Raw genomic sequence first — 24,455 nt, forward strand, 5'->3', positions numbered from 1 at the left:
CCGTCGCCGCCGCCCCGGTCCGGGCCGCCGCACACGGACATCCCCGGTTCAGACAGCCCCCGCGCGAGGAGCACACACATGCCTCTGGTCCCCACCGGCTCACTGGTCGCCCACGCCGCGGCCGAACGCCGTAGCGTCGCCGCCTTCAACGTCATCACCCTGGAGCACGCCGAAGGCATCGTCACGGGCGCCGAGACGGCCGAACGGCCCGTGATCCTGCAGATCAGCGAGAACGCCGTGCGCTACCACAAGGGCCGGCTCCTTCCGCTGGCCCTGGCGGCGGCCTCGATGGCACGGTCCAGCACGGTCGAGATCGCACTGCACCTCGACCACGTGACCGACGTGGAGCTGCTGCACCAGGCGGCCGACTGCGGTTTCTCTTCCGTGATGTTCGACGCCGGGGCCCTGCCCTACGCCGAGAACGTCTCCGCCACCGCCGCCGCGGCACGCTGGGCGCACGGCGCGGGCCTCTGGCTGGAAGCCGAACTGGGATACGTGGGTGGCAAACCGGACTCCCCCGCGAGCGCGCACACCGCCGGCGTGCGCACCGACCCCGCGGAGGCCGCCGAGTACGTGGCGCGTACCGGCGTGGACGCCCTCGCGGTCGCGGTGGGCAGCAGTCACGCCATGACCGAACGGTCCGCGGCCCTGGACCACGCACTCATCGAACGGCTCCGCGACGCCGTACCCGTGCCCCTGGTGCTGCACGGCTCGTCCGGAGTTCCCGACGGCGAACTCCGGTCCGCCGTCCGGGCCGGCATCGTGAAGATCAACATCGGGACGGCGCTCAACATATCCCTGACCCGGGTCGTGCGCGACACACTGGACTCACTGCCCGCGCTGACCGACCCGCGCAAGTACCTCGGCCCCGCGCGCGACGCCGTCGCCGCCACCGTGCACGGCATGCTCACCGTGCTGGCTCACTGACCGTCGCCGATCAGCCGCTCCCACCTCGCCGTGCCCGGACCGCGGGAACCGGGCTGGTGGCGCGCGAAGTAGTCGACGAGGTGCGCGTCCAGGGCGGGGACCTCGACCGGCGTTCCTCCCGACCGCAGGGACGTGGTGGCCGCGATGCCGGTCGCGACGGCCTCCCGCGCGGCGACCGGCGACGTCTCGGTGGCGCCGCCGTGCGCGACGAACCGCAGGAACTCCTCGACGAGGGCCTGGTCGGCGCCGCCGTGCAGGCCGCCGGCCGCCTCGGTGGGCGCGAGCGTCAGATCGGCCTCGGCGCGGTAACCGGAGCGGCGCCGGTTCCACACCTTGATCGACGGTGCGTCGCCCTCGACGCCGTCCCCGAGGTTCTCGATGCGGCCCTCGTCGCCGATGACCGTGTAGTTGCGCCAGTAGTCCGGCGTGAAGTGGCACTGCTGGTAGCTGGTGAGCACTCCGTTGTCGAGGCGGGTCAGCACCATGCTGATGTCCTCCACGTCGATGACGGGGTTGAGATCGCGCAGCGCCGACGGCGGCCAGACCCCCTCGTCGAACCAGTCCTGCACCCGCTCCGCGCCCTGGGGCCGGGTGCGGCGGTGCGGGCCTGCCCCGTAGACGGCGAGATCGCCCAGGGCGGTCACCGTGCGGGCGTAGCCGCCCGCGAGCCAGTGGATCACGTCCAGGTCGTGCGCGCCCTTCTGCAGCAACAGGCCCGTGGTCCGGGCCCGTTCGGCATGCCAGTCCTTGAAGTAGTAGTCGCCGCCGTGGCCGACGAAGTGCCGGCACCACACCGCCCGTACGGTTCCGATCGCCCCTTCGTCGACGAGCCGGCGCATGGTGCGCAGGACCGGCAGATGGCGGAGGTTGTGCCCGACGTACAGCCGGGTGCCGGTGCGGGCGGCGGCGGCCAGCACCCGGTCGCAGTCGTCCAGGCTCACGGCCAGCGGTTTCTCGACGAACACGGCGACACCGGCTTCGAGGAAGTACAGGGCCGGTGCGGTGTGGAGGTCGTCCGGGGTGAGGACGAAGACGGCGTCCAGGTCGTCCGTGAGCATGTCCTCGTACCGGTCGTGGATCCGGACGCCGGGCCCGAAGAGGGTCCGGGCGTCGGCGCGTCCGCGCTCGGACGGGTCCGCGCAGGAGACGACGCGGGCCGATCCGGGCCGCTCGGCCAGGACGGCCAGTCCGGCGCGCTGGCCCGTGCCTACGACACCGACACGCAGTTCCGGCACGGCCGGCTGGTTGGTCATGGAGCTTCCCTTCGTCGCGAACAGGAGGGCGTGGCGGACGCCTGGACGCCTTGGGCCTGTCGGAGGGTCGGCCGCGGTGCGCGGTGGTGGACGGAGGCGCGGTGTCCCGGGGCGCCGTCGTGGGCGCGGCCGGCACGGGGGCGTGGCAGCGATGCGTCACGCATCGCCCCGGGCCGTCGGCGCGGCCCCGGTTCGACCGTCACGCCGACGACCATAGATGCTCGAAGGTGCTCAATCAACGCTTGCATCAAGCAGTTTCAAGCATTTTTTCGACGCCCGGACGTGGCCGCCATCCGTCACGCACGGTCACGCGAACATCCAACTCGCCGAGTGAACAAAGGACTTCGACACCGTTGACATCGTCGAAAGCGATCGCTTTACTCTCGGACTACACCGGAGCCACGCTCCGCGTTCAGAGGCACGCCCAGCCGGTATGCAGGCCCCGCGCCGCAAGCCCGGCCCAAGTCGCCAGGACACCCCACACGTCCGAGGCGGGGACGTGCCCGCTTCCTCTGGAGCTCACCCATGAGCCACCTCAACACCAAAGTCACCGGAGCCGTCGTCGGCGCGGTCGCGCTGACCGGCGCCCTGTTCGTCGCGGCGCCGTCGACGCAGGCGGCGACCGTGTCCCTGCCGCCCACCCACGCGGGCTTCGACTACCAGATCGGAGGCGCCTACACGCCGCCGGCCGGCGTCAAGGTCGTCACCCGTGACCACACCGCCTCCCCCGCGGCCGGCCTGTACAACATCTGCTACGTCAACGCGTTCCAGGCGCAGCCGGGCGCGGAGGGCGAGTGGGCGTCGGACCTGCTGCTGCGCGACTCCGCGGGCAAGGTCGTCTACGACAAGGACTGGGGCGAGGCCCTGCTCGACGTCGGCACGGACGCCAAGCGCCAGCGGATCGCGAGCCAGATCGGCTCCCAGATCGACGGCTGCCGGGACAAGGGCTTCCAGGCCGTCGAGCCCGACAACTACGACAGCTACAGCCGCTCGGGAAACCGTCTGACGGCGAACAACGCGCAGGCGTTCATCAAGCTGCTCGCCGCCCGCGCGCACAGCGACGGTCTGGCCATCGCCCAGAAGAACACGCCCGAGCTGGCCGGCAACCGCACCGCGAACGGCCTCGACTTCGCCGTGGCCGAGGAGTGCGGCCAGTACGACGAGTGCGGCGACTACACCAGCGCCTTCGGCAACAACGTGATCGTGATCGAGTACACGAACTCCGGCAAGTCGAAGGCGTGCAAGGGGTGGGGCGGGACGCTGAGCATCGTCCAGCGCGACGTGGACGTCTCGCCGGCCGGCAGCAGCGGGTACGTCCGCAAGACCTGCTAGGGCCCCCGCAGGACCCCCTGGGGCGCACCCCGCGCTGATCACGGTCTCAGGCGCGCCCTGACCCGTGTGCCGGCCTGTGACGGCTCGTCGAGCCGTCACAGGCCGGCATCACCTGATGCTCGATCATGCAGGTTTCTTCGGCGTTTCACGCACATCCAATCATCGCCTCCCTCTTGACAGCTTCCTGGCACCCTCGCTTAACTCCTGGTCAACGCCGTAGTCGAAGCACTCGGCGGCAGAGGTACGCCCAGCCGGTAGCTGACCACGCGCCAGGAGTCCGGACTGAGTCGCCAGGACCACGTCGGGGTCCGAGGCGGGGACGTACCCACCATGCTCTGGGGCCTGGACATGATCCGAATCCATGCGACTCCCCGCGGACGGCGAGCCACGACGGCCACGGCAGGACGCACCCCGCGCGCGGACCGCCCCCTCCGGTCATCCCGCACCCGGCCGCCCGTCCCGCTCCGCGCCGCCCGGCCCTGAGCACCGGCCCGCGGCGTTCCGGCCGCCCGGGACCGACACCGGCGGGCCGCACCCCCCGGAACCGCCCGCCGTCGCCGCGGCCGGAACGCCGTACACCGCACGCATCCCCGACACACCGCGCATGTCCCACAGCTCCGCACGGGAGGTACCCATGTCCGCGCTCACCCGCAGCGCACAGCCCGAACGCCGCACAGTGCTGCGTACCGGCGCGGCTCTGGCCACCACGGCGGCCGCGGGCCTGTGGGCCTCCGGCTGCGAGGCGGGCGGCGACGACGGCGTGAGCGCCGACGGCACCGTGACGATCGAGATGTGGCACGGGCAGACCGACACCGGCAAGAAGGCCATGGAATCCCTGGTCGCCTCCTTCATGCGGAGCCACCCCCGCATCCGGGTGGAGCTGGGCGGCGGGGTGCTCGCCGACGCGATGCTCCAGAAGGTGACGGCCGCCCTCGCCGCCGGCTCCTACCCGGACATCGCCTACATCTTCGGCTCCGACCTGGCGAGCGTCGCCCGCAGCCCGCAGGTCGTCGACCTCACCGACATGGTCCGGCACGCCGGGACACCCTGGACGAACTACTGGGTGCCGGCCCGCCAGGCCGTGACCGTCAACGGCCAGGTGCGCGCCGCGCCCGCGCTGCTGGACTCGCTCGCGGTGGTCTGCAACCGGAAGCTCTTCGAGGAGGCCGGTCTGCCGCTGCCCGAAGCGGACTGGCGCTGGGACGACTTCGTCGCCACCGCCAAGGCGCTCACCGACGTCGGCCGCGGCCGCTTCGGCACCGGCTGGCCCGGCGTCGGCGACGAGGACACCGTGTGGCGGGTGTGGCCCATGATCTGGGATCTCGGCGGGGACGTCGTCGCCGACGACGGCAAGCACATCGGGTTCGCCGACGCCGGGACCCGCGCCCTGGAGGTGGTGGCCGCCCTCGCCCGGGACAAGAGCGTCTACGTCGACCCGAAGCCGGGCAGCGAGCAGATGTACCAGGTCTTCATGTCCGGCCGGATGGGCATGGCCGTCACCGGTCCCTGGCAGCTCCCCGACATCCGGCAGGCGAAGATCGACTACCACGTCGTCCCGCTGCCCACCTTCTCCGGCAGGCCGGTGACCATCAGCGGACCCGACACGTGGACGGTGTTCGACAACGGCACCGCCCGCACGAAGGCCGCCAAGACCTTCGTGAGCTGGCTGATGCAGCCCGCGCAGGACGTCCGCTGGGACATCGACGCGGGCAGCCTCCCGCTCAGCCGCCGCACCCGCGACCTGCCCGCCTGGCAGCACCAGGAGAAGGCCACCGAGGGCCTGGGCGTGTTCACCAAGGCACTGGACTCGGCCCGCGTCCGCCCGGTGCACGCCGCCTACCCGCAGATCTCGCAGGCCCTCGGACAGGCCGTCGTCGCCGTGCTGCTGGGCCGGAGCACTCCCGCCCAGGCACTGCGCTCCTGCGCCGCCGACGCCAACGCCGCACTGCTCATACCCCGCTGAGGAGATCCGCCGTGTCCCGAAGGCCCACCCCGATCACTCTGTCCCGGCCCCCGGACAACCGGCGCGCCCTGCGCCGCAGACGGGCCGCCGAGTCCGCGATGGCCTGGACGTTCGTGTCGCCCGCGGTGCTGATCATCCTCGGTCTCAGCGTGGTCCCCATCATCTGGTCGCTGCTGCTGTCCTTCCAGGCCGACGACCTCGTCACCCCGAGCCGCTGGGTGGGCCTGGACAACTACCGCGCCCTCGCCCAGGACCCGCACTTCAGCCAGGCGGTGCACAACACCCTGCTCTACACCGCGCTGTACGTGCCGGCGAGCATGGTGGTGGGGCTGCTGCTCGCCCTCGCGCTGAACCGGCGCATACGCTTCGTAGGGCTCTACCGCACCCTGTTCTTCGTCCCGTTCGTGGTCTCCTCCGCCGCGCAGGGCGTGCTGTTCTCGTTCATCCTGGACCCGCAGTTCGGTGCCGCCAACGCGGTCCTGCACTACGTCGGCATCCCGTCGCAGGGCTTCCTGAACGACCCGTCCCAGGCGCTGCCCGTGCTGGTCGCGATCAGCCTGTGGAGCGGCACCGGCTTCTGCATGGTCATCTACCTGGCGGCGCTGCAGGACGTGCCGGCCTCGCTGATCGAGGCGGCCCGGCTGGACGGCGCCGGCCGCTTCCGGATCCTGCGCCACGTCACCCTGCCGACGCTCAGGCCCGTCACGGTGTTCCTGCTGCTGTGGCAGACCATCGAGGCGCTCCAGACGTTCGACCTCGTGTACGTCACCACCAAGGGCGGACCTCTCGGATCCACCACGGTGATCGTCTACTTCATCTGGGAGCAGGCGTTCAAGAACGCCACCGCCGGGTACGGCGCCGCCTCGGCCTACGTGCTGGCCGCGGCCCTGGGCCTGATCGGCCTGATCTTCCAGATCGCCCGCCGCCGACTCCAGGGAGCCGCCGCATGACCGCCGTCTCCGCTCCGCCCGAGGCCGCGCAGGCCGCCCCGGCCACCCGGCAGGCCTCCGGCCGGCGGCGCCCCCGGCTGTCGTTCAGCCCCTGGCACCTGCTGCTCGCGCCGCTGGCGCTGCTGTTCGCGGTGCCGCTGATCTGGCTGGCGCTCAGCTCGGTGATGAGCAACGCGGAGATCAACCGCTTCCCGCCGGCGCTGTGGCCCTCCCGTCTGGACCTGGGCGGCTACCGCTATGTGCTCGGCAACGCGATGTTCCCGCGCTGGTTCGCCAACTCGTTCCTGGTCAGCCTCGTCACCGTCACCGCGAACCTCGTGCTCGGCACCCTGGGCGGCTACGCGTTCGCCCGGATGCGGTTCGCCGGCTCCCGGCTGCTGCTCGGCCTGATGCTGGCGACGATGGCGATCCCGTTCCAGCTGACGATGATCCCCACGTTCCTGGTGATGAAGCAGCTCGGCCTCATCGACACGCTCGGCGCGCTGATCGTGCCGTCCCTCGTCACGCCGTTCTCGGTGTTCCTCCTGCGGCAGTTCTTCCTCTCGCTGCCCCGCGAACTGGAGGAGGCCGCCTGGATCGACGGCTGCTCACGGCTGCACGTGCTGTGGCGGATCGTGCTGCCGCTGTCCCGGCCGGCCCTGAGCACGGTGGCCGTCCTGACGTTCCTCAGCACCTGGAACGACCTGACCTGGCCGCTGATCGCCATCAACCACGACACCCAGTACACGCTCCAGCTCGGCCTCACGACCTTCCAGGGACAGCACCACACGCAGTGGTCCGCCGTGATGGCCGGGAACGTCATCACCGTGCTGCCGGTCCTGCTCGCCTTCCTCGGCGCGCAGAAGGCGTTCATCCAGTCGATCACCTCCACGGGCCTCAAGGGCTGATCCCGCCCGCCGCCCACCACACCCCTCAGGCAGGAGCACCTCCGTGCCGCACCCCACCGACACCCGCGAACCCCCGTCCCCCCGTGCCCACGCCGGTACGACCGCACAGCCCCCGCGGGACGACGTCCTCTCCCGCCCTTCCGAGACCGAGGAAAGCCCGGTATGACCACCCCCAAGATCGTCTTCGTCGGCGCGGGCAGCGTCGTCTTCACCCAGGGACTGCTCGCCGACCTCCTCGCGTTCCCCGAACTGAAGTCCGCGCACGTCGCGCTGCACGACATCGACACCGAACGCCTGGCCACCGCGCAGGCCGCCGCCGCCCGCATCGCCGACACGCTCGGCGCCCGCCCGACCGTCACCGCGCACACCGACCGCCGCGAGGCCCTGGCCGGCGCCGACTTCGTCATCAACATCGTGCAGATCGGCATGGGCGAGGCCACCCGGACCGACTTCGAGGTGCCGGCCCGCCACGGCGTACGGCAGACCATCGGCGACACCCTCGGCATCGGCGGCATCTTCCGCGCCCTGCGCACGTTCCCGTTCCTCAAGGAGCTGGGGCGGGACATGGCCGAGGTCTGCCCGCAGGCCTGGCTGCTGAACTACACCAACCCCATGGCCATGAACGTGCAGTACCTGACGCAGGCCACCGGCCTGACCCGCGTGGTGGGTCTGTGCCACTCGGTGTACTGGACGATGCGCGACCTCGCGGACCTGGTCGAGGTGCCCTACGAGGAGATCAGTTACCACGCGGCGGGCGTCAACCACCAGGCGTGGGTGCTGCGCTTCGAGCACCAGGGCCGGAGCCTGTACCCGAAGCTGGACGAACTGATCGCCTCCGACGAGCAGTTGCGCCGCAGGGTCCGGGTCGACATGTACCGCAGGCTCGGCCACTACCCGACGGAGACCAGCGAGCACTCCTCCGAGTACGTGCCCTGGTACCTGCACCACGACAGCGAGATCGAGCGGCTGCGGCTGCCGATCGGCGAGTACCTCAAGATCGTCGACGAGAACGTCGCCACGTACGAGAGGACCCGTGACGCGCTGGCCGCCGGGGCTCCGGTCGACGTCGAGGGGACGATGGAGTACGCGCCGCAGATCATCCACAGCATGGTGACCGGCACCCCGCGCACGGTGTACGGCAACGTCCCCAACCGGGGCCTGATCGACAACCTGCCCGCGCACGGGACCGTCGAGGTGCCGTGCCTGGTGGACTCGCTGGGCGTCCAGCCGACCCGCGTCGGCTCCCTCCCGCCGCAGCTCGCGGCGCTCAACCGCACCTATCTGAGCGCGAACGACCTGGTGGTGCGGGCGGCGATCGAGGACGACCCGCGGCACATCAGGCACGCGGCGATGACCGACCCGGCCACGGCCGCGGCCCTGCCGGTCGAGGACATCTGGCGGCTGTGCGACGACATGGTCACCGCCCACGGCGACCTCCTCCAGCCCGGATTGCGCGCCCTCCTGGGCTCGTGAACGACCGCGGGCGGTGGGCCGGGGCGACGTCCCGGCCCACCGCCCGTTCCGGATTCCGGACGCCGGGTGAACAGGACCCGACCCGTTCGGCCGGACGCCCGGCCGCGCCGCCCCTTTGGCTCGGGCGGGTTCCTCGTCACGCACCCGGCGGGGCGGTGCTCTGCCGTTCCACCAGATGCGTCGCCAGCTCGATCCGCTGGGCGGCCTTGCCGGACTCGTCAGGGCCGAACAGCATGCGTGACGCCTCCTCGGCCATGCGCCGCAGGGGCTGGTGCACCGTGGTGAGCGGCGGGCTCGACCACTGGGCGAGCGGCACGTCGTCGTACCCGACCACGGACAGGTCCTGCGGGACACGCAGACCTTTGAGCCGGGCCGCCTCCAGCACGCCGAGCGCCTGGAGATCGCTGCCCGCGAAGATCGCCGTCGGCCGGTCCGGCCCGTCCAGCAGGCTCATCGCGTGGTCGAAGCCGCCCTGCACGTGGAAGTCGCCGAACCGGACCAGCCGCGGGTCCACGTCCAGGGACGCCATCGCCATGGCGGAGCGGTAGCCGTCGAGGCGCGCACGTGAGCACAGCATGTCCTGGGGTCCGGTGATGATCGCGATCCGCCGGTGGTGCTGCGCCGTGAGATGCCGGGTGGCCGCGAGCCCGCCGGCCCAGTTCGCCGAGCCCACCGACGGCACGTCGGGATCGGGATCGCCCGCGGGGTCGACGACGACGAAGGGCACGGACGCCGACCTGAGGCGCGCCCTGACGTCGCCCGGAAGCGTGGAGAAGACCAGGACGACGCCCAACGGCCGTCGTTTGAGCACTCCTTCGAGCCACTCGGGTCCCGGCGCGTGCCGCGTGCCGCTCACGGTGAGGACCACGGTCGCGTGGTTCTCCCGCGCGACCTGCTCCACGCCCTTGATCAGCTCCATCGCCCAGATGCTCTCCAACTCGTGGAACACCAGCTCCACAAGGGCGGGCCGGGCCGGGTTCCGGGGGCGGCGACGGTAGCCGTGCGCCTGCAGAGCGCGCTCGACCTTGGCCCGGGTCACGGGGGACACGTCCGAACGACCGTTGACCACCTTCGAAACTGTCGGCAGCGAAACGCCCGCAACTCTCGCCACCTCGGCCAGGGTCACCTTGCCGCTGATCTTGCCGTCCTCGCCCATGTCCGCAGGATATAGCCGCGCGACGGCGTAACGGTTTGAGCGAGTGCGTGCATGACTGTTGACCGAGCCTCAGGCCTGTCCTAGTGTCCCCAGCGAATTGACTTTCGGTAATGAGGCCGAAACTTTCGAAGGGCTCCAACGATGAAGACACGCGCGCGCTTGCCCAGACTGGTCGCCTGCGGTGCGACGCTCGCCCTGGCGCTCCCCCTGGCTGCCTGCGGCAACGGCAACGGCCAGTCGTCGAGCGACGGCAAGATCCACGTTCTGGTCTACGGGGACGCCAGCAACAAGGTCGAGAAGCAGATAGTCAGCACGTTCAACAAGACGTCCGACGTCAAGGCCGTCCTCGACACCATCCCCGGCGCCGACTACCAGCAGAAGCTCCAGACGATCATCAACACCCCGCAGGCCCCGGACATCTTCTTCAACTGGGGCGGCGGCAGCATCCAGCCGTTCGTCAAGGCCGATCTGCTGCTGCCGCTGGACGGCTTCATCGCGAAGAACCCGGACCTCAAGTCCAAGTTCCTGCCCGCGGTCTTCAACAGCGCGGTGGTCGACGGCAAGCCGTACGGCGTCCCGATGCGCGGCACCCAGCCCGTCCTGCTGTTCCACAACAAGAAGGTCCTCCAGGACGCGGGGGTCACACCGCCGCAGACCTGGGACCAACTGCTCGACGCGGTCAAGAAGCTCAAGGCCAAGGGGGTCACCCCGATCGCCCTGGGCGGCGGCGACCGGTGGCCGACCCTGATGTGGTTCGAGTACCTCTACGACCGCATCGCCGGACCGGGCCTGTTCCAGAAGGCACTCGACGGCGACAAGTCGGCGTGGGAGAGCCCCGACAGCAAGAAGGCGCTGAGCATGCTCAGGGACCTCGTGGACGCCGGCGCCTTCGGCAAGAACTACGACTCGGTGAAGTACACCAACGGCGCCTCACCGGCGCTCGTCGCCTCAGGCAAGGCCGGCTTCGAGCTGATGGGTTCGTGGTACTACGCCCAGCAGCAGACGGACGCCAAGAGCTTCGCGGAGAAGGACCTCGGCTACACGGCGTTCCCGACCGTGCCCGGCGGCAAGGGCGACGCCGCCGACGTCGTCGGGAACACCAACAACTTCTACTCGGTGCTGCGCAAGACCAAGTACCCCGACGCCGCCGCCAAGTTCCTCAAGCTGATGTACTCGGACGAGTTCGTGAAGGCGCAGCTGGCCATCGGCAACCTGCCCACGACCACGAACACCGAGTCCTTCCTGGACACCTCGGCCAACCCGGACTACTCGCGCTTCCAGTACAACCTGGTCGCCAAGGCACCGGCGTTCCAGCTGTCCTGGGACCAGGCGTATCCGCCGGCCGCGGGAACCCCGATCCAGCAGGCCGTGCAGCAGTTCTTCGACGGCCAGATCGACGCGGACGGCTTCATCAAGGCCATGCAGGCACTCCCGGGTGAATGAACGGCTCATGACTACTCAGATCACGAGCACCCCGCCCGCCGCCAGGTCCCTCAAGGCGGCCCGGCGGCGGGCGGGCGGCTCGTCAACGGCCGACGTGGCGCGGCCCGGCTTCGGCTGGGCTCTCCCCGCCGCCCTGTTCTTCGCCGTCTTCGCGATCGTCCCGCTGGTCATGGTGGCGGTCCTGTCCTTCATGACCTGGAACGGGCTCGGCTCGCCCCAGTTCGTGGGCATGGACAACTGGTCGCGTCTCGTGGACGACCCCGTGATGCTCCAGAGCATCTGGCTGACCCTGCTCCTGACCGCCCTCGGCATCCTCATCCAGACACCGCTCAGCGTTCTCCTGGGCGTCTGGGCCGCCGGGTACCAGCGCAACCGCGCCGTGCTGTCCGTCATCTACTTCATCCCGCTGCTGCTGTCCGGCACCGCCGTCTCCGTCCTCTGGCGGGCCCTGCTCGACCCCAACTTCGGCATCCCCGCCGACGCCGGCTGGCTGTTCGGTGACGGGAACCTGTTCGGCAAGCAGGCCACGGCCATCGGGGTCCTGGCCTTCGTGAGCACCTGGCAGTTCACCCCCTTCCACACCCTGATCTACCAGGGCGCGGCACGGGCCGTCCCCCAGGTGCTCTACCAGGCCGCGGAGATCGACGGAGCGGGCCGCTACCGGCAGTTCTTCCACATCACGCTGCCGCAGCTGCGCAACTCGATGATCACCTCGATGATCCTGATGACCGTCGGCGGCCTGACCACCTTCGAGACCGTCCTCATCCTCACGCAGGGCGGACCCGGCACCGACACCACCATCAGCGCCTACTACATGTACGAAAAGGCCTTCAAGAGCTTCGACTTCGGCACCGGCGCCGCCATCGCCCTCACCCTGGTCGTGGCCTCCACCGTCATCTCGCTCGTCGTCGTCCGCGTGTCGGGCTACGACAAGATGCGCAGCACCATGGAGGGCGTGTCATGAGGCGCCGTCCCAACTACGTGGCCGGTGCCGGCTCGGCCGTCTGGCTGTTCCTGGTCGGGCTGCCGCTGTACGTGATGGTCGCCGCGACGCTGCGCACCCGCGGCGACTACGCGTCCAACGGCCCGGTGTCGGTGCCCGACACCTTCACCCTCGACAACTACCTCAACGCGTTCGACAGCGGCTTCGGCCGGTACTTCCTCAACACGATCGCCGTGACGGCGGCCGTGGCCGGCCTGGTGCTGGTCCTGGTGCCGCCGCTCGCGTACGCCATCGTCCGCAGCCGCAGCAGGGTGACCTCGCTCATCTTCCGCCTGTTCCTGCTGGGACTCGCCATTCCGGCCCAGGCCGTGATCGTGCCGATGTTCTACCTCATCAGCCAGGCGGGGCTGTACGACAACCTGCTCGGCGTCATCCTGCCGACGGCGGCGTTCTGCCTGCCGATGTCGGCGCTGATCCTCAGCGGCACCATGCGGGACATCTCCCCCGAACTCTTCGAGGCCATGGCGGTGGACGGAGCGACTCCCCGCCGCATGTTCTTCCAGCTGGTCGTACCGCTCTCGCGCGGCGGCCTCTCCACGATCACCGTGTTCTCGGCGCTCCAGGCGTGGAACGGGTTCCTCTTCCCGCTGGTGCTGACCCAGTCCGACTCGACCAAGGTGATCACGCTGGGTCTTTACAACTTCCAGACCGAACACGGCATCGACATCCCCGGCCTGCTCGGCGCCGTGATGCTCTCCATGGTGCCCGTCCTGCTCGTCTACCTGTTCGCCCGTCGCGCCCTGGTCCAGGGCCTGATGGGCGTCGGAGGAAAGTGACCGCCACGTGGCTGTAGAGACCTCCCACCCGGCCCCCGTGTGGAACGACCCGTCCCGCCCCCTCGCCACCCGCGTGGCGGCCCTGATCGAGGCCATGACGCTGGAGGAGAAGACGGCCCAGCTGTACGGCGTGTGGGTCGGCGCGTCCGCCCAGGGCGACGAGGTGGCTCCGCACCAGCACGACATGGAGGAAGCGGTCGACCTGGAGGCGTTGATGCCCACCGGACTGGGCCAGCTGACCCGGCCCTTCGGCACGGCTCCCGTCGACCCCGCCCTCGGGGCTCTCTCCCTGCAACGCACCCAGGCCCGTATCGTCTCGGCGAACCGTTTCGGGATCCCCGCGCTCGCGCACGAGGAGTGCCTGGCCGGTTTCGCGGCCTGGGGTGCCACCGCCTACCCCGTCCCGCTGTCCTGGGGCGCCACGTTCGACCCCGGCACGGTGCAGCGCATGGCCGCGGCCATCGGCCGTGACATGCGCTCCGTCGGCATCCACCAGGGGCTCGCGCCGGTCCTCGACGTGGTCCGCGACGCCCGCTGGGGGCGCGTGGAGGAGACGATCGGCGAGGACCCGTACCTCGTGGCCACCATCGGGACGGCCTATGTGCGGGGACTGGAGTCGGCGGGGATCATCGCGACCCTCAAGCACTTCGTCGGCTACTCCGCGTCCCGCGCGGGACGCAACCTCGCTCCCGCCGCGATCGGCCCCCGCGAGCGTGCCGACGTCCTGCTGCCTCCGTTCGAGATGGCCGTCCGCGAGGGCGGTGCCCGCGCCGTCATGCACGCCTACAACGACAACGACGGCGTACCCGCGGCCGCCGACCGGCAGTTGCTGACCGGCCTGCTCCGTGACACCTGGGGCTTCGACGGGACGGTCGTCGCCGACTACTTCGGCATCGCCTTCCTGAAGACCCTGCACGGTGTGGCGGCGGACTGGGCCGAGGCCGCGCACACCGCACTCGCTGCGGGCGTCGACGTCGAACTGCCCAGCGTCAAGACCTTCGGCGAACCCCTCGTGCAGGCCGTCAAGGACGGCCGGATCCCGGAGTCCCTCGTCGACGGCGCCCTCAGCCGGGTCCTGCGTCAGAAGGCCCAGCTCGGCATGTTGGACCCCGGCTGGGATCCGGTGCCGGACGCCCTGCGCGGCACCGATCCCGACGACCCGGACGCCGTGCGCGGCAAGGTCGACCTGGATTCTCCGGCCAACCGTGAACTCGCCCGTGAGCTGGCCGAGAAGGCGGTGGTCCTGCTCAGCAACGACGGCGTGCTGCCTCTCGTCGCGCCGCGCCGGATCGCCCTGGTCGGCCCGAACGCGGCGGAGGGCACCGCCGTGCTGGGCTGCTACTCCTTCCCCATGCACGTCGGCGTCCAGCACCCGGACGCTCCCGTCGGCATCGACCTGCCCACCCTCCACGACACCCTGACCGCCGAGTTCCCCGACGCGGCCGTCACCGTCGCCCGCGGCACCGGCGTCGACGACGGCGACCTGTCCGGGATCGACGCGGCGGTGGACGCGGCACGGAACGCGGACGTCGTCATCGCCGTCCTGGGCGACCGGGCGGGGTTGTTCGGCCGTGGCACCAGCGGCGAGGGCTGCGACACGGAATCGCTGACCCTTCCCGGCGCCCAGCAGCAACTCCTGGACGCGCTGCTCGACTCCGGGCGGCCGGTCGTCACCGTCCTCCTCGCGGGCCGGCCCTACGCTCTGGGCCGCGCGGTGGACGAGTCCGCGGCGATCGTCCAGTCGTTCTTCCCGGGCGTCGAGGGCACCCGGGCGATCGCCGGCGTCCTCAGCGGCCGGACCAACCCCTCGGGGCGTCTGCCCGTCAGCGTGCCGCGCGGCCCGGGAGCCCAGCCGACCACCTACCTCGGCGCTCGCCTGGCGCAAGCCAGTGACGTCTCCAGCATCGATCCGACCCCGGCGTTCGGCTTCGGTCACGGCCTCGGCTACACGACCTTCACCTGGAGCGATCTCACGGTCCACAGCCGGCAGGCCTCCACCGAGGGCGAGTTCGCCCTCGCCTTCACCCTCGGCAACTCCGGCGAGCGGACCGGGACCGAGGTCGTCCAGCTCTACCTCCACGACCCGACGGCGTCCGTCGTCCAGCCGGTGCAACGCCTGGTCGGCTACGGCAGGGTGTCCCTCGCGCCGGGCGAGACCCGTCGTATCGACATCACCGTCCCCGCCGACGTGGCGTCCTTCACCGGTCGCGACGGCCGGCGCGTCGTGGAGCCCGGCGACCTGGAACTGCGCCTCGCGTCGTCGAGCACGACCGCGCACCTGACGGCGACGGTCACCCTCACCGGCCCCGTCCGCACGGTGGACGAGACCCGCAAGCTCCACGCCACCTTCGCCCAACAGCCGCCTCAGGAGGCATAGTTCGGCGACCGCATCGGTGCGGCGCACTTGAGGTCACCGCCCCGCGGTGACCGCCGGGCCACGCCCTGGGCCTCGGTGAACGCTCGGCCGGAGTCCTCCGGCCGAGCGTTCCGCGCGGGAGCCTGTCCGGCTCCGCGACCGCCGAGTGGCCTCTGTGGTCGGGCCCTGGCGACGGTCAGGCCGCCGGCGCGAAGGCCGCGATGGCGGCGGCGAGGTCGTCCGGGGCTTCCAGCGGGATCAGGTGACCGCTGTGCCGGACGACCGTGAGGTCGGCATGGGCGAGATAGGGCAGCAGGTTGTCGCGGAGCACGTCGACGGGCTCGACCTGGTCGTGCTCCCCGGCGACCACGAGGGCGGGCACGCCGATCATGCGCGTCTGCTCGGTGATGTCCTGCGCGATGCCCCGCAGCGGCCACTCCGCGCGGGCCGCGTCGGTGCCGCTCAGCGAGTCGGTCACGATCCGCGCCCCGGCCCCGGCGGGCAGCTCGGCCGCGGTGAGGACGTGGTCCCGTGCCCAGGCCACCGACTCGGCGGAGTCGTAGGCGTGCGACAGGGCGTCCTGGTACTCGGGGGTGATCCGCGCGGCGGGCCTGGCCGGGCCGGAGCCGACGAGGACGATGCCACGGAGGCCGGCGGGCCGGGTGGCCGCGACCAGCTGCGCGACCTTGCCTCCCATCGAATGCCCCACCAGGACGTGGTCGGTGACCCCGGCGTCGGCGACCACGGCGAGCGTGTCCTCGGCGAGCCGGTCGAGCGTGCAGGGGCCGGGCAGCGCGCTCGACCGGCTCCACCCGCGGAAGTCGACCGCGAGCACGTCGCGCCCCGGCAGGCGGTCCACGACGAGATCCCAGGTGCGGGCGGAACCACCCCAGTAGTGCAGGAGCACCAGCGTCGGCCCGGTTCCCCGCCGATGGTCGTAAACGGGCAGAAGCGTCTGCTGCGTCGTACGCATGATCACTCTTTCGGTAGCTGTTCCGTGTGCGTGTCCCCTGCGTTCATTGAAGTCTCCGCACCCGCACGGGGCATCGGCGTGACTGGTCGCCCGATGGTGAAAACTGGACACGTGCACGTGATCCGGCAGATGACCTACCAGCCCGCGGAGCGGCCGGGCGCCGCGGTCGAGACGATGACGTTCGGCCGCCTCCGCGAACTCAACGACGGCGGCACGCAGCGCGCCGACTTCCCCGTCCTCGCCCTGGTCGACGCCGGATCCGGCTCGGTCACGGTGGACTTCCTGCGCCATCCGCTGCACGAGCGGTCCGCGGTGTGGATTCCCCCCGGCGCGGTGCACCGCTGGGACGACATCACCGAGGTGGCGGGGCACCTCGTGCTGTTCCTGCCGACCGCGCCGGTCACCCCCGCCACCCGGGACCTCGTCGCCTCCCCGGATCTCGTCGCGCACTGGCGGGTCCCCGACGCGGACTGGCCGTTCGTCGCCCTGGCGCGCGACCATCTCCTCGCCGAGACGTCCGCTCCGCCCGGGAACCCCTCGGCGGAACTGCCGCGGATCCTGCTCTCCGCGCTCATCGCCCGGCTGCGGCCGCCCCGCTCCGACGCCGGGTCCCTTCCCCCGCTCTTCCTGCTGTTCCGCGCCGACGTCGAAGCGCACTTCCGCGAGCACCACGACGCCGGCCACTACGCCCGTGCCCTGGGGTACGCGCCCCGCACCCTGTCACGGGCGGTGCAGCAGGCCACCGGCCGCACCGCCAAGGCGTACCTCGTCGACCGGATCGTCCTGGAGGCCAAGCGGCTCCTCGCGCACGACCGCCTCACCGCGGCCCGCTGCGCCGCCGCGCTGGGCTTCCCGGACGCGTCCAGCTTCTCGGTCTTCTTCCGGCAGGCGACCGGTACCCGCCCGGGTGCCTGGCAGGCGGAGGCGGCGGTCCCTCCACGGGCTCCGGGGTCCCGTCGTCCCACCGCGCAGGGACCGTCCTGATCTGGCTAGGCTGGTCCAGGTGCCGCCGGTGCCCGATCCGGCGGCTCGTGAGCCGCGCGAGGGCGAACGCGGAGCACGTGGGCCGGGGCGTGGTCCGGCCCGACCGACGGCGGCTGTGCCGATGGGCGTGACGTCCTGCGCCGCGCTCCGGTTGCAGGAGGTGTTCCAGCGGCATTCCCGCCGAACCAGCTGACCGCCGAACGACGGGGCCAATGCCATGGGGACACCGGACGAGGCATCCGCGGACAGCAGCGCGTCCCGCCGACGCACGGGGCGGCTGCGGCTCGACGAGGACCGCGCCATCCTGGACGCGCTGTTCGACCAGTCGCCGATGGGCGTGGCCGTGTTCGACACCCGGCTGCGCCTGGTACGGGCGAACCCCGCACTCGAACGCATCCACGGAATCCCCAACGACCAGTTGCTCGGCCACCGCATCGGCGAGTTCCTGACCGGCATCGACACCGACGAGATCGAGAACCGGCTCACGAAGGTCCTGGAGACGGGCCTGCCCGTCATCGGCACGGAGGTCCGCGGCCGTACGCCCGCCGACCCCGGCAGGGACCACGTCTGGATGACGTCGTCGTTCGCGCTGACCGACCCGGACGGCAACACCTCGGGCGTCACCGACATGATCACCGACATCACCGAGCGCCACCGGTCCCGCGAGCACCTGACCCTGCTCGACGCGGCGGCCACTCGCATCGGGACCACACTCGACGTCCGGCGTACGGCCCAGGAACTCGCCGACGTACTCGTGCCGCGCGTCGCCGATCTCGCGACGATCGACCTGCTGGTCGGCGTGGCCGAGGGCGAGGAGCCCCAGCCCCCGCGGGCCTGGCCGGTCGCGCTCCGCCTCACCGCGCGCAGGGTCGCCCGTCCGGAGATCGCCGACGGGCTCCGGCGGCTCGGAGAGGTCCAGGAGTTCCCCGTGAGCTCGCCGCACGCCCAGGCCCTGGCCACCGGACATCCCCAGTTGCTGCCCGTCATCGACGCGGAGGCCGAGTGGATCCGGAGCTCTCCCGACCCCAGGACCCGCACCCTGCTGGAGCGCGGGACCCACTCCATGATGGTGGTGCCCCTGCGCGCCAGGGACACCATCCTGGGGGTGGTCCACCTGTACCGTGCCGCGTCCCGGCCGGACGCCTTCGAACCCGACGACCTGATCTTCGTGCAGGAGCTGGCGACCCGTGCCGCCGTCTGCGTGGACAACGCCCGCAGGTACACGGGCGAGCGCGCCGCCACCGTCACCCTCCAGCAGAGCATGCTTCCCCGCAGCGTCGCGGACCAGAGCGCCGTCGAGGTCGCGCACCACTACCGGCCGGCCCGCGCGCAGGCCGGGGTGAGCGGCTGCTGGTTCGACGTGATCCCGCTGTCCGGCGCCCGCGTGGCCCTCGCCGTCGGCGACATCCCCGGCACCGGCATCGAGGCGGCCGCCTGCATGGGCCAGATCTGCTCGGCGGTCCGCACCCTCGCACAGTTGGACCTCGCCCCCGACGAGGTACTGGCCCGCCTCGACGACATGGTTCCGCGTCTGGTCGAACGCGAACACTCCACGGGTTCCGCGCCCATCCTGGAGAAGCTGATCGGCGCCACCTGCCTGTACGCGGTCTACGACCCGGTCTCCCGCCACTGCGTCATGGCGAGCGCCGGGCACCCGCCGCCCCTCGTCCTCGATCCGGACGGCCCGGTCCGCTTCGCCGAACTCCCGTCCAACCAGCCGCTGGGGCAGGACGACCCCGTCTTCGAGCCCCACGACCTGGAACTCGCCGGGGGCAGCGTCCTCGCGCTGTACACCCGAAGCCTCCTCGACGCCGTCGGCGCCGACCCGACGGTGGAGGAACGGCTGCGGGCCATCGTCGCCCGGTCGCCGCGTTCGCCGGACTCGCTGTGCCGGGCCGTCGTCGGCGCGGTCACCCCTCACCTGCCGGCCGAGGACGACCTGGCGCTGCTCATCGCACGCACCCGCTCGCTCGACGCCGCCGACGTCGCCACCTGGGACCTGTCGTGCGACCCCGCCGCCGTGGCCGGCGCCCGTGCCCACGCCCTGCGTCAGATCCACCGGTGGGGACTGGGGGACCTGGCGTTCAGCACGGAGCTGATCATCAGCGAACTGGTCACCAACGCCATCCGCTACGGCACCCCGCCGATCCGTCTCCGGCTCATCCGCGACCGCATGCTGATCGTCGCCGTCAGCGACGCCGCCAGCACGTCCCCGCACATCCGCAGGGCCGCCACCACCGACGAGGGCGGACGCGGACTCTTCCTCGTCGCCCAGTGCTCGCGCCGCTGGGGCACCCGGTACCACCCGACCGGCAAGACCATCTGGTCGGAACAGTCCCTCACCGACGTCACTCCGGCCGGGAACGTCCCGCCCGGACGGTGATCGCCGGGTGATGTCAGCTGGTCTGGGCCGTCGGCATGATGAAGACCTGCGGGAGGTTGACCCGCAGCGGGCGGGAGGCGATGAAGCCGACGATCTGCGCGATGTCGTCGGACCGGAGCCAGTCGACGGTGTCCTTCGACCCCTCCAGCCACGCGTTGGCACCGGTGTCCGTGACATGGTCCTGGAGTTCGGTGCCCACGATCCCGGGTTCGATCGCGCAGACCCGCACCTTCTTCGGGCCGAGTTCCATCCGGAGGTGCTTGGACAGGTGCGTCACGAACGCCTTGGTGCCGGCGTACACGGCGAAGGTCGGGTAGAGGTTGTGCGCGGCGCTCGACGACGTGTTGATCAGGTCGGCGACCCCGCGCTCCCGCGCGGCCCGTACGAGCTGCGGGGTGAAGGCGCCGATGGCGTTCATCAGCCCGGAGATGTTCAGGTCGATCTGGCGCTGCCACTGGTCGGCGCGCAGCTCCTCGACGGGCGCGGGGAGCATGACGCCGGCGTTGTTGAGGAGCAGGTCGGCGGCGCCGAGCTGCGCCTCCACCAGGTCGGCCGCGGCCTGTACCGCGGCGGCGTCGGTCACGTCGACGGCGACCGCCAGGGCGGTGCCGCCGTCCTTGCCGATACGGGCGGCCAGCTCGTCCAGCCGGTCCGCGCGCCGGGCCAGCACGGCGACCTTCGCGCCCAGCATCGCCAGGTGTTCGGCCGACGCCTCGCCGATGCCGCTGGACGCGCCGGTGATGACGGCCACCCGGCCGTACAGGGGGCTGCTGGAGTTCGTGGCAGAGGTCTCGGTGGTCATGGGGCACGCCTTCCGCGAGTTCGGGGAGCGCGGGAGCGGGCCGGGTGCGGTGCCGTCCTGTCCCGGTGTATCCAGCAGACCACCCCGTGACCGGTCCGCCCGGCCCGGAGCTGGCCCTGACCGGACAGGTACCGGCAGGGCCACCCGGCGAGAGGCGGCCGGCGTGCGCGCAGCTCAGACTGGGTGTATGGACCGCAGCAGCGAGATCGCCGACTTCCTGCGCACCCGCCGCGCGCGGATCGGTCCCGACGCGGCCGGGCTGCCCGCCGACGGACGCGCCCGTCGCGTCCCCGGGCTGCGGCGGGAGGAGGCCGCCCGGCTCGCCGGGGTGAGCACCGAGTACTACACCCGGCTGGAGCAGGGCCGGGCCACCCACCCCTCCCCCGAGGTCGTGGACGCGCTGGCCCGCGCGCTGCGCCTGGACGCGGCCGAGCGCCAGCACCTCACCGACCTGTTCGCCCGCCAGGACGGACGGCGGGCGCCGGTCGCCCCGCAGCGGGTCCGCCAGGGCCTGCACCTGCTCCTGCAGACCCTCGATCACGTGCCCGCCTACGTCCTCGGCCGGCGCACCGACGTCCTCGCCTCGAACCACCTCGCCCGCGCCCTCCTCACCGACTTCGAGGCACTGCCCGTGCCCCGGCGCAACCTCGCCCGCTACTACCTCCTCGACCCCCAGGCCCGAGAACGCGCCGCCGACTGGGAACAGGTGGCCCGCGAGACGGTGGCCATGCTGCGCCTGGAAGCGGGCCACTGCCCTCAGGACCGCCGGCTGGCTGACCTGATCGGCGAACTGACCGTCCGCTGCGCCGAGTTCAGCACCTGGTGGAACGACCACCACGTGCTGCGCCGCACCCACGGCGCCATGCACTACTGGCATCCGGTCGTCGGCGACCTGCATCTCTCCTACGAATCGCTCCAGCTTCCCGGCGACGAGAACCAGACGCTCTGCGTCCACATGCCCGAGCCGGACTCCCCCACCGCCGAGTCCCTGCGGATCCTCGACAGCTGGGACGAACTGCCCGTCCCCGGCAGGGCCGTTGAGCCTCGGACGGCCGGTTCCGACGGAGGGTGACACCGCCCGGCAGCGGCGGGCGTGCGGGCCGGCTGTCCGTGCGTTGCCGCCGCGGGCCCGGTTCAGAGGCGGATGACGACCAGGGCCGTGTCGTCGGCGGCGTCACCGGAGGGGAGGAGGTCCCCGAGCACGGCGTCGGCGAGGGCTTCGCACGGGTCGGCCCGATGGCGGACCAGGGAGTCGGCGAGCCGTTCGAGGCCCGTGTCGATGTCCTCGCCGCGGCGTTCGATCAGGCCGTCGGTGTAGAGCACCAGGACGGCGTCCGCGCGGAAGGAGGCGACGGCCTGGGTCCGGGGGCCGTGTTGAGGGCGGGCGGCGAGCGGTGGGTCGGTGGCCTGGTCGAGGAACTCGACCAGGCCGTCCGGACGCAGGAGGGCCGGGGGTGGGTGCCCGGCGCTGCTGTAGGTGATGGTGTCGTTCTCCCAGTCGACGAACGCCGTGGCCACGGTGGTGTTCTCGGCGCCGTCCACCGTGCGTGCGTACTGCCCGAGGACTTCCAGGGCCCGGGCGGGGCCCTCGGGGACGAGGGAGGCGGCGGTGAGGGCGCTGCGGAGCTGTCCCATGACGCCGGCCGCGGACAGGCCGTGGCCGACGACGTCGCCGACGGCGACCGCGATCCGGTCGCCGGGCAGTTCGACCAGGTCGTACCAGTCGCCTGCCACGTTGAGGGCCTCGGCGGCGGGTCGGTAGCGGACGGCCGCCGGGTGGCGGCCGATCGGGCGCGGCGCGGGCAGCATGGCTTCCTGCAGGGTGAGGGCGACTTCGCGGGCGCGGATCAGTTCGGTGACGTCCTCCAGCCGGTGCAGCAGCAGCGTCACCCGGCCGTCGGCTCCGAACACGGGGATGTTGGTCACGTTGAAGTACCGCTCGTGCCACACCCCTGGGTGTTCGCGGTCCTCCGCCTCCAGGCGCTGCAACTCCACGAAGCTCTGCTCACCGGTCTCCACCGCGCGGCGCAGTGACGCCAGAACTCTGAGCAGCAGCGGCTCGGCCGAGCTGTTCTCGAGGTTGTCCTCGGGGAGGAAGCGGCCGATGATCTGCTCGCGGGGCAGTCGTCGCAGGCGCACGAACTCCGGGTTGGCGTCCGCGAAGATCAGCTGCGGAGTCACCAGCGCAACGGCCCCGGGGAGGGCTTGGAAAACCGCCGCGTAGTCGACCGTCGGCTCTGCCATGATGTCCCGCTCACCACGCCGCTCTCTGTCTCTTCACCATACGATCAGGCGGTCACGGCCCGCATCATGAGTGCGCGGGACGATCGTCCGGCGGGGTGCGGCGGGGGCCCTGGGGCCCGGGGCGCCGGGGACCGAGCCGTGCCGCTTTGGCCGGCGATTACGCTGGGCGCATGGCTGAACCGTCGTCTTCCGTGGTCACGGGCGTGGTCGCGGACCGGTGGCGGTCGGGCGGCCGGTCCGTGGCGCGGCTGGGACGTCGTACGCTGCTGGACTCGTACTACCTGCTGACCGCGCCGGTGAGTGCCGTGTGCGGCCTGTTGCTGGTGCTCGGCGCGGGGTGTCTCGGCGCGGTCGGGTCGCTGTCGCCGCGCGGGTCTCGGGTCCGGGCCGCCGCCGTGGACGTGGCGCGGTGGCCGGCCGACGTGGAGCGGTGGCGGATCGCCCGGGTGCGGCCCCGGGGCGGCGGGGCGCCGGGCGTGCGCCGGTGGCCGGGGCGGACCTCCGACGGGTCCGACGCGGGGGTGTGGCCGGACGTGGCGCACACGGTGCTGGTGCTTCCGGTCGTCGCGGTCACGTCCGTGGTGACGGCGCTGTGGTGGTTCGTCGGGCTGGCCGCCGTCACGGCTCCGCTGCGCAACCCGTACCCGGCGTCCGGCACGCTGCGGCCGATGAACCTGTACGCGGGCGGTTCCCGGTCCCACATCGCGCTGAGTCTGGGGCTGGCCTCTCCCGGACAGCGGATCGCGTTCGCCGTCGCGCTCGGCCTCCTGGCGCTGGCCACCCTGGCGCCGGTGACCCGTGTCTGCGTCGCCGTCCAGGCCGGCCTCGGCAGGACCCTGCTGTCCGACCTGACGGCACTGCACCGCAGGATCAGCGGCCTGGAGGCGGAGCGGGACACCGCCCGCGCGCAGACCCTCGCCACGGTGACGGCCGAGGCGGCGGCCCTGCGCCGCCTCGAACGCGACATCCACGACGGCCCGCAGCAGCGGCTGGTCCGCCTCGCGATGGAACTGGGCCGCGCCCAGCACCACTTCGACAAGAGGCCGGACACCGCCCGGCAGGCGCTCGCCGACGCGCTCGTCCAGGCGCAGGAGACACTGGAGGAACTGCGGGCCCTCTCCCGCGGCATCGCCCCGCCGGTCCTCGCCGACCGCGGTCTGACGGCCGCGCTCACCGCGCTGGCCGCGCGCAGTGTCGTACCCGCCGATCTCGACCTCGGCCCTCTCGGGCCGAGACCGGAACCCGCGGTCGAGACGGCCGCCTACTTCGTGGTCGCCGAGGCCCTGACCAACGTGGCCAAGCACAGCCACGCCCGGCACTGCACGATCGGCATGCGCCACGGCCGGGGAACCCTGCGGGTCTGGGTGACCGACGACGGCCTGGGCGGCGCGGCCATGGCCAAGGGACACGGCCTGCGGGGCCTGGACGACAGACTCCACGCGCTCGGGGGCCGTTTGCGGACGGTCAGCCCCGACGGCGGCCCGACCACGATCACCGGAGAACTCCCATGCCCCTGACACCGACCGAACAGGCTCCCGGACCGGACGCCG

Annotated in this window: 19 protein-coding genes; 14 read left to right on the plus strand and 5 right to left on the minus strand. The window is 71.8% G+C overall.

Features of this window, described 5'->3' with window-relative positions; all coding sequences use genetic code 11:
* The first annotated feature begins 78 nt into the window (after positions 1 to 78).
* Positions 79 to 927: a ketose-bisphosphate aldolase gene (locus ACIQOE_RS38380; protein ID WP_401416661.1), complete on the plus strand. Its 849-nt coding sequence runs from the start codon at positions 79 to 81 to the stop codon at positions 925 to 927.
* Here the strand turns inward: ACIQOE_RS38380 and ACIQOE_RS38385 are convergent.
* Positions 921 to 2,180, minus strand: a complete 1,260-nt coding sequence (locus ACIQOE_RS38385; protein ID WP_401416663.1) for a Gfo/Idh/MocA family protein — start codon at positions 2,178 to 2,180, stop codon at positions 921 to 923. The two genes, ACIQOE_RS38380 and ACIQOE_RS38385, sit on opposite strands and share 7 nt — an antisense overlap.
* Positions 2,181 to 2,705: 525 nt before the next feature.
* Here ACIQOE_RS38385 and ACIQOE_RS38390 point away from each other — a divergent pair.
* From ACIQOE_RS38390 to ACIQOE_RS38410, 5 genes are all read left to right on the plus strand, one after another.
* A complete protein-coding gene (locus ACIQOE_RS38390) occupies positions 2,706 to 3,512 on the plus strand; it encodes an endo alpha-1,4 polygalactosaminidase (RefSeq protein WP_351324899.1) in 807 nt (268 codons plus the stop codon).
* A gap of 634 nt (positions 3,513 to 4,146) precedes the next feature.
* The gene (locus tag ACIQOE_RS38395) at positions 4,147 to 5,475 is read left to right on the plus strand and encodes an ABC transporter substrate-binding protein (protein WP_401416665.1); all 1,329 of its coding nucleotides are present in this window, start codon (positions 4,147 to 4,149) and stop codon (positions 5,473 to 5,475) included.
* 11 nt (positions 5,476 to 5,486) lie between these two features.
* Positions 5,487 to 6,425 carry a sugar ABC transporter permease gene (locus ACIQOE_RS38400; RefSeq protein WP_365563927.1) on the plus strand — a complete coding sequence of 313 codons (939 nt, stop codon included), beginning with the start codon at positions 5,487 to 5,489 and terminating at the stop codon, positions 6,423 to 6,425.
* Positions 6,422 to 7,312 (plus strand): carbohydrate ABC transporter permease, encoded by an 891-nt coding sequence (locus tag ACIQOE_RS38405; RefSeq protein ID WP_365575610.1) that lies wholly within the window; start codon positions 6,422 to 6,424, stop codon positions 7,310 to 7,312. Before ACIQOE_RS38400 ends, ACIQOE_RS38405 begins: the two co-directional genes overlap by 4 nt.
* A gap of 162 nt (positions 7,313 to 7,474) precedes the next feature.
* Complete coding sequence (locus ACIQOE_RS38410; protein WP_401416668.1) at positions 7,475 to 8,785, plus strand: alpha-glucosidase/alpha-galactosidase; 1,311 nt, start codon at positions 7,475 to 7,477, stop codon at positions 8,783 to 8,785.
* Positions 8,786 to 8,921: 136 nt separating this feature from the next.
* On the opposite strand, the gene ACIQOE_RS38415 is transcribed toward ACIQOE_RS38410, so the two are convergent.
* Positions 8,922 to 9,941, minus strand: a complete 1,020-nt coding sequence (locus ACIQOE_RS38415; RefSeq protein ID WP_365563923.1) for a LacI family DNA-binding transcriptional regulator — start codon at positions 9,939 to 9,941, stop codon at positions 8,922 to 8,924.
* A 141-nt stretch (positions 9,942 to 10,082) separates the two neighbouring features.
* On the opposite strand from ACIQOE_RS38415, the gene ACIQOE_RS38420 reads away from it, so the two are divergent.
* Genes ACIQOE_RS38420 through ACIQOE_RS38435 form a run of 4 tightly spaced genes read left to right on the plus strand, consistent with a single transcriptional unit; the run spans position 10,083 to position 15,540 of the window.
* Positions 10,083 to 11,384 (plus strand): extracellular solute-binding protein, encoded by a 1,302-nt coding sequence (locus ACIQOE_RS38420; protein ID WP_365575607.1) that lies wholly within the window; start codon positions 10,083 to 10,085, stop codon positions 11,382 to 11,384.
* Between the two features lie 7 nt (positions 11,385 to 11,391).
* Positions 11,392 to 12,348, plus strand: a complete 957-nt coding sequence (locus ACIQOE_RS38425) for a sugar ABC transporter permease (RefSeq protein WP_365563918.1) — start codon at positions 11,392 to 11,394, stop codon at positions 12,346 to 12,348.
* The gene (locus ACIQOE_RS38430) at positions 12,345 to 13,163 is read left to right on the plus strand and encodes a carbohydrate ABC transporter permease (RefSeq protein WP_351324912.1); all 819 of its coding nucleotides are present in this window, start codon (positions 12,345 to 12,347) and stop codon (positions 13,161 to 13,163) included. Before ACIQOE_RS38425 ends, ACIQOE_RS38430 begins: the two co-directional genes overlap by 4 nt.
* Before the next feature lie 7 nt (positions 13,164 to 13,170).
* Positions 13,171 to 15,540, plus strand: coding sequence for a beta-glucosidase (locus ACIQOE_RS38435; protein ID WP_401416672.1), 2,370 nt, complete (start codon positions 13,171 to 13,173; stop codon positions 15,538 to 15,540).
* 175 nt (positions 15,541 to 15,715) lie between these two features.
* Here the strand turns inward: ACIQOE_RS38435 and ACIQOE_RS38440 are convergent, their stop codons facing one another.
* Entirely contained in the window at positions 15,716 to 16,492 is a 777-nt protein-coding gene (locus ACIQOE_RS38440) for an alpha/beta hydrolase (protein WP_365563913.1), read from the minus strand.
* Between the two features lie 111 nt (positions 16,493 to 16,603).
* On the opposite strand from ACIQOE_RS38440, the gene ACIQOE_RS38445 reads away from it, so the two are divergent.
* Positions 16,604 to 17,476 carry a helix-turn-helix domain-containing protein gene (locus ACIQOE_RS38445; protein ID WP_365563910.1) on the plus strand — a complete coding sequence of 291 codons (873 nt, stop codon included), beginning with the start codon at positions 16,604 to 16,606 and terminating at the stop codon, positions 17,474 to 17,476.
* Positions 17,477 to 17,693: 217 nt separating this feature from the next.
* A complete protein-coding gene (locus tag ACIQOE_RS38450; protein WP_401416674.1) occupies positions 17,694 to 19,859 on the plus strand; it encodes a SpoIIE family protein phosphatase in 2,166 nt (721 codons plus the stop codon).
* Positions 19,860 to 19,872: 13 nt separating this feature from the next.
* On the opposite strand, the gene ACIQOE_RS38455 is transcribed toward ACIQOE_RS38450, so the two are convergent.
* Positions 19,873 to 20,661, minus strand: coding sequence for an SDR family oxidoreductase (locus tag ACIQOE_RS38455; RefSeq protein ID WP_351324921.1), 789 nt, complete (start codon positions 20,659 to 20,661; stop codon positions 19,873 to 19,875).
* A 187-nt stretch (positions 20,662 to 20,848) separates the two neighbouring features.
* Here ACIQOE_RS38455 and ACIQOE_RS38460 point away from each other — a divergent pair, with 187 nt between their 5' ends.
* Complete coding sequence (locus ACIQOE_RS38460; RefSeq protein WP_365563904.1) at positions 20,849 to 21,733, plus strand: helix-turn-helix transcriptional regulator; 885 nt, start codon at positions 20,849 to 20,851, stop codon at positions 21,731 to 21,733.
* A gap of 62 nt (positions 21,734 to 21,795) precedes the next feature.
* Here the strand turns inward: ACIQOE_RS38460 and ACIQOE_RS38465 are convergent, their stop codons facing one another.
* On the minus strand, positions 21,796 to 22,905 hold the full coding sequence (locus tag ACIQOE_RS38465; RefSeq protein ID WP_401416675.1) for a PP2C family protein-serine/threonine phosphatase: 1,110 nt from the start codon (positions 22,903 to 22,905) through the stop codon (positions 21,796 to 21,798).
* A gap of 170 nt (positions 22,906 to 23,075) precedes the next feature.
* Here ACIQOE_RS38465 and ACIQOE_RS38470 point away from each other — a divergent pair, with 170 nt between their 5' ends.
* On the plus strand, positions 23,076 to 24,422 hold the full coding sequence (locus ACIQOE_RS38470) for a sensor domain-containing protein (protein ID WP_401416676.1): 1,347 nt from the start codon (positions 23,076 to 23,078) through the stop codon (positions 24,420 to 24,422).
* Positions 24,423 to 24,455 lie beyond the last annotated feature (33 nt).

The sequence above is a fragment of the Streptomyces sp. NPDC091282 genome, assembly GCF_044757385.1.
Taxonomy (GTDB): domain Bacteria; phylum Actinomycetota; class Actinomycetes; order Streptomycetales; family Streptomycetaceae; genus Streptomyces; species Streptomyces gramineus.

What these genes read in the sequence shown, in the direction of transcription:
- ACIQOE_RS38380 (WP_401416661.1), top strand. Translation starts at nt 79, where the DNA reads ATGCCTCTGGTCCCCACCGGCTCACTGGTCGCCCACGCCGCGGCCGAA.
- ACIQOE_RS38385 (WP_401416663.1), bottom strand. Translation starts at nt 2,180, where the DNA reads ATGACCAACCAGCCGGCCGTGCCGGAACTGCGTGTCGGTGTCGTAGGC.
- ACIQOE_RS38390 (WP_351324899.1), top strand. Translation starts at nt 2,706, where the DNA reads ATGAGCCACCTCAACACCAAAGTCACCGGAGCCGTCGTCGGCGCGGTC.
- ACIQOE_RS38395 (WP_401416665.1), top strand. Translation starts at nt 4,147, where the DNA reads ATGTCCGCGCTCACCCGCAGCGCACAGCCCGAACGCCGCACAGTGCTG.
- ACIQOE_RS38405 (WP_365575610.1), top strand. Translation starts at nt 6,422, where the DNA reads ATGACCGCCGTCTCCGCTCCGCCCGAGGCCGCGCAGGCCGCCCCGGCC.
- ACIQOE_RS38410 (WP_401416668.1), top strand. Translation starts at nt 7,475, where the DNA reads ATGACCACCCCCAAGATCGTCTTCGTCGGCGCGGGCAGCGTCGTCTTC.
- ACIQOE_RS38415 (WP_365563923.1), bottom strand. Translation starts at nt 9,941, where the DNA reads ATGGGCGAGGACGGCAAGATCAGCGGCAAGGTGACCCTGGCCGAGGTG.
- ACIQOE_RS38420 (WP_365575607.1), top strand. Translation starts at nt 10,083, where the DNA reads ATGAAGACACGCGCGCGCTTGCCCAGACTGGTCGCCTGCGGTGCGACG.
- ACIQOE_RS38425 (WP_365563918.1), top strand. Translation starts at nt 11,392, where the DNA reads ATGACTACTCAGATCACGAGCACCCCGCCCGCCGCCAGGTCCCTCAAG.
- ACIQOE_RS38430 (WP_351324912.1), top strand. Translation starts at nt 12,345, where the DNA reads ATGAGGCGCCGTCCCAACTACGTGGCCGGTGCCGGCTCGGCCGTCTGG.
- ACIQOE_RS38440 (WP_365563913.1), bottom strand. Translation starts at nt 16,492, where the DNA reads ATGCGTACGACGCAGCAGACGCTTCTGCCCGTTTACGACCATCGGCGG.
- ACIQOE_RS38450 (WP_401416674.1), top strand. Translation starts at nt 17,694, where the DNA reads ATGGGGACACCGGACGAGGCATCCGCGGACAGCAGCGCGTCCCGCCGA.
- ACIQOE_RS38455 (WP_351324921.1), bottom strand. Translation starts at nt 20,661, where the DNA reads ATGACCACCGAGACCTCTGCCACGAACTCCAGCAGCCCCCTGTACGGC.
- ACIQOE_RS38460 (WP_365563904.1), top strand. Translation starts at nt 20,849, where the DNA reads ATGGACCGCAGCAGCGAGATCGCCGACTTCCTGCGCACCCGCCGCGCG.
- ACIQOE_RS38465 (WP_401416675.1), bottom strand. Translation starts at nt 22,905, where the DNA reads ATGGCAGAGCCGACGGTCGACTACGCGGCGGTTTTCCAAGCCCTCCCC.
- ACIQOE_RS38470 (WP_401416676.1), top strand. Translation starts at nt 23,076, where the DNA reads ATGGCTGAACCGTCGTCTTCCGTGGTCACGGGCGTGGTCGCGGACCGG.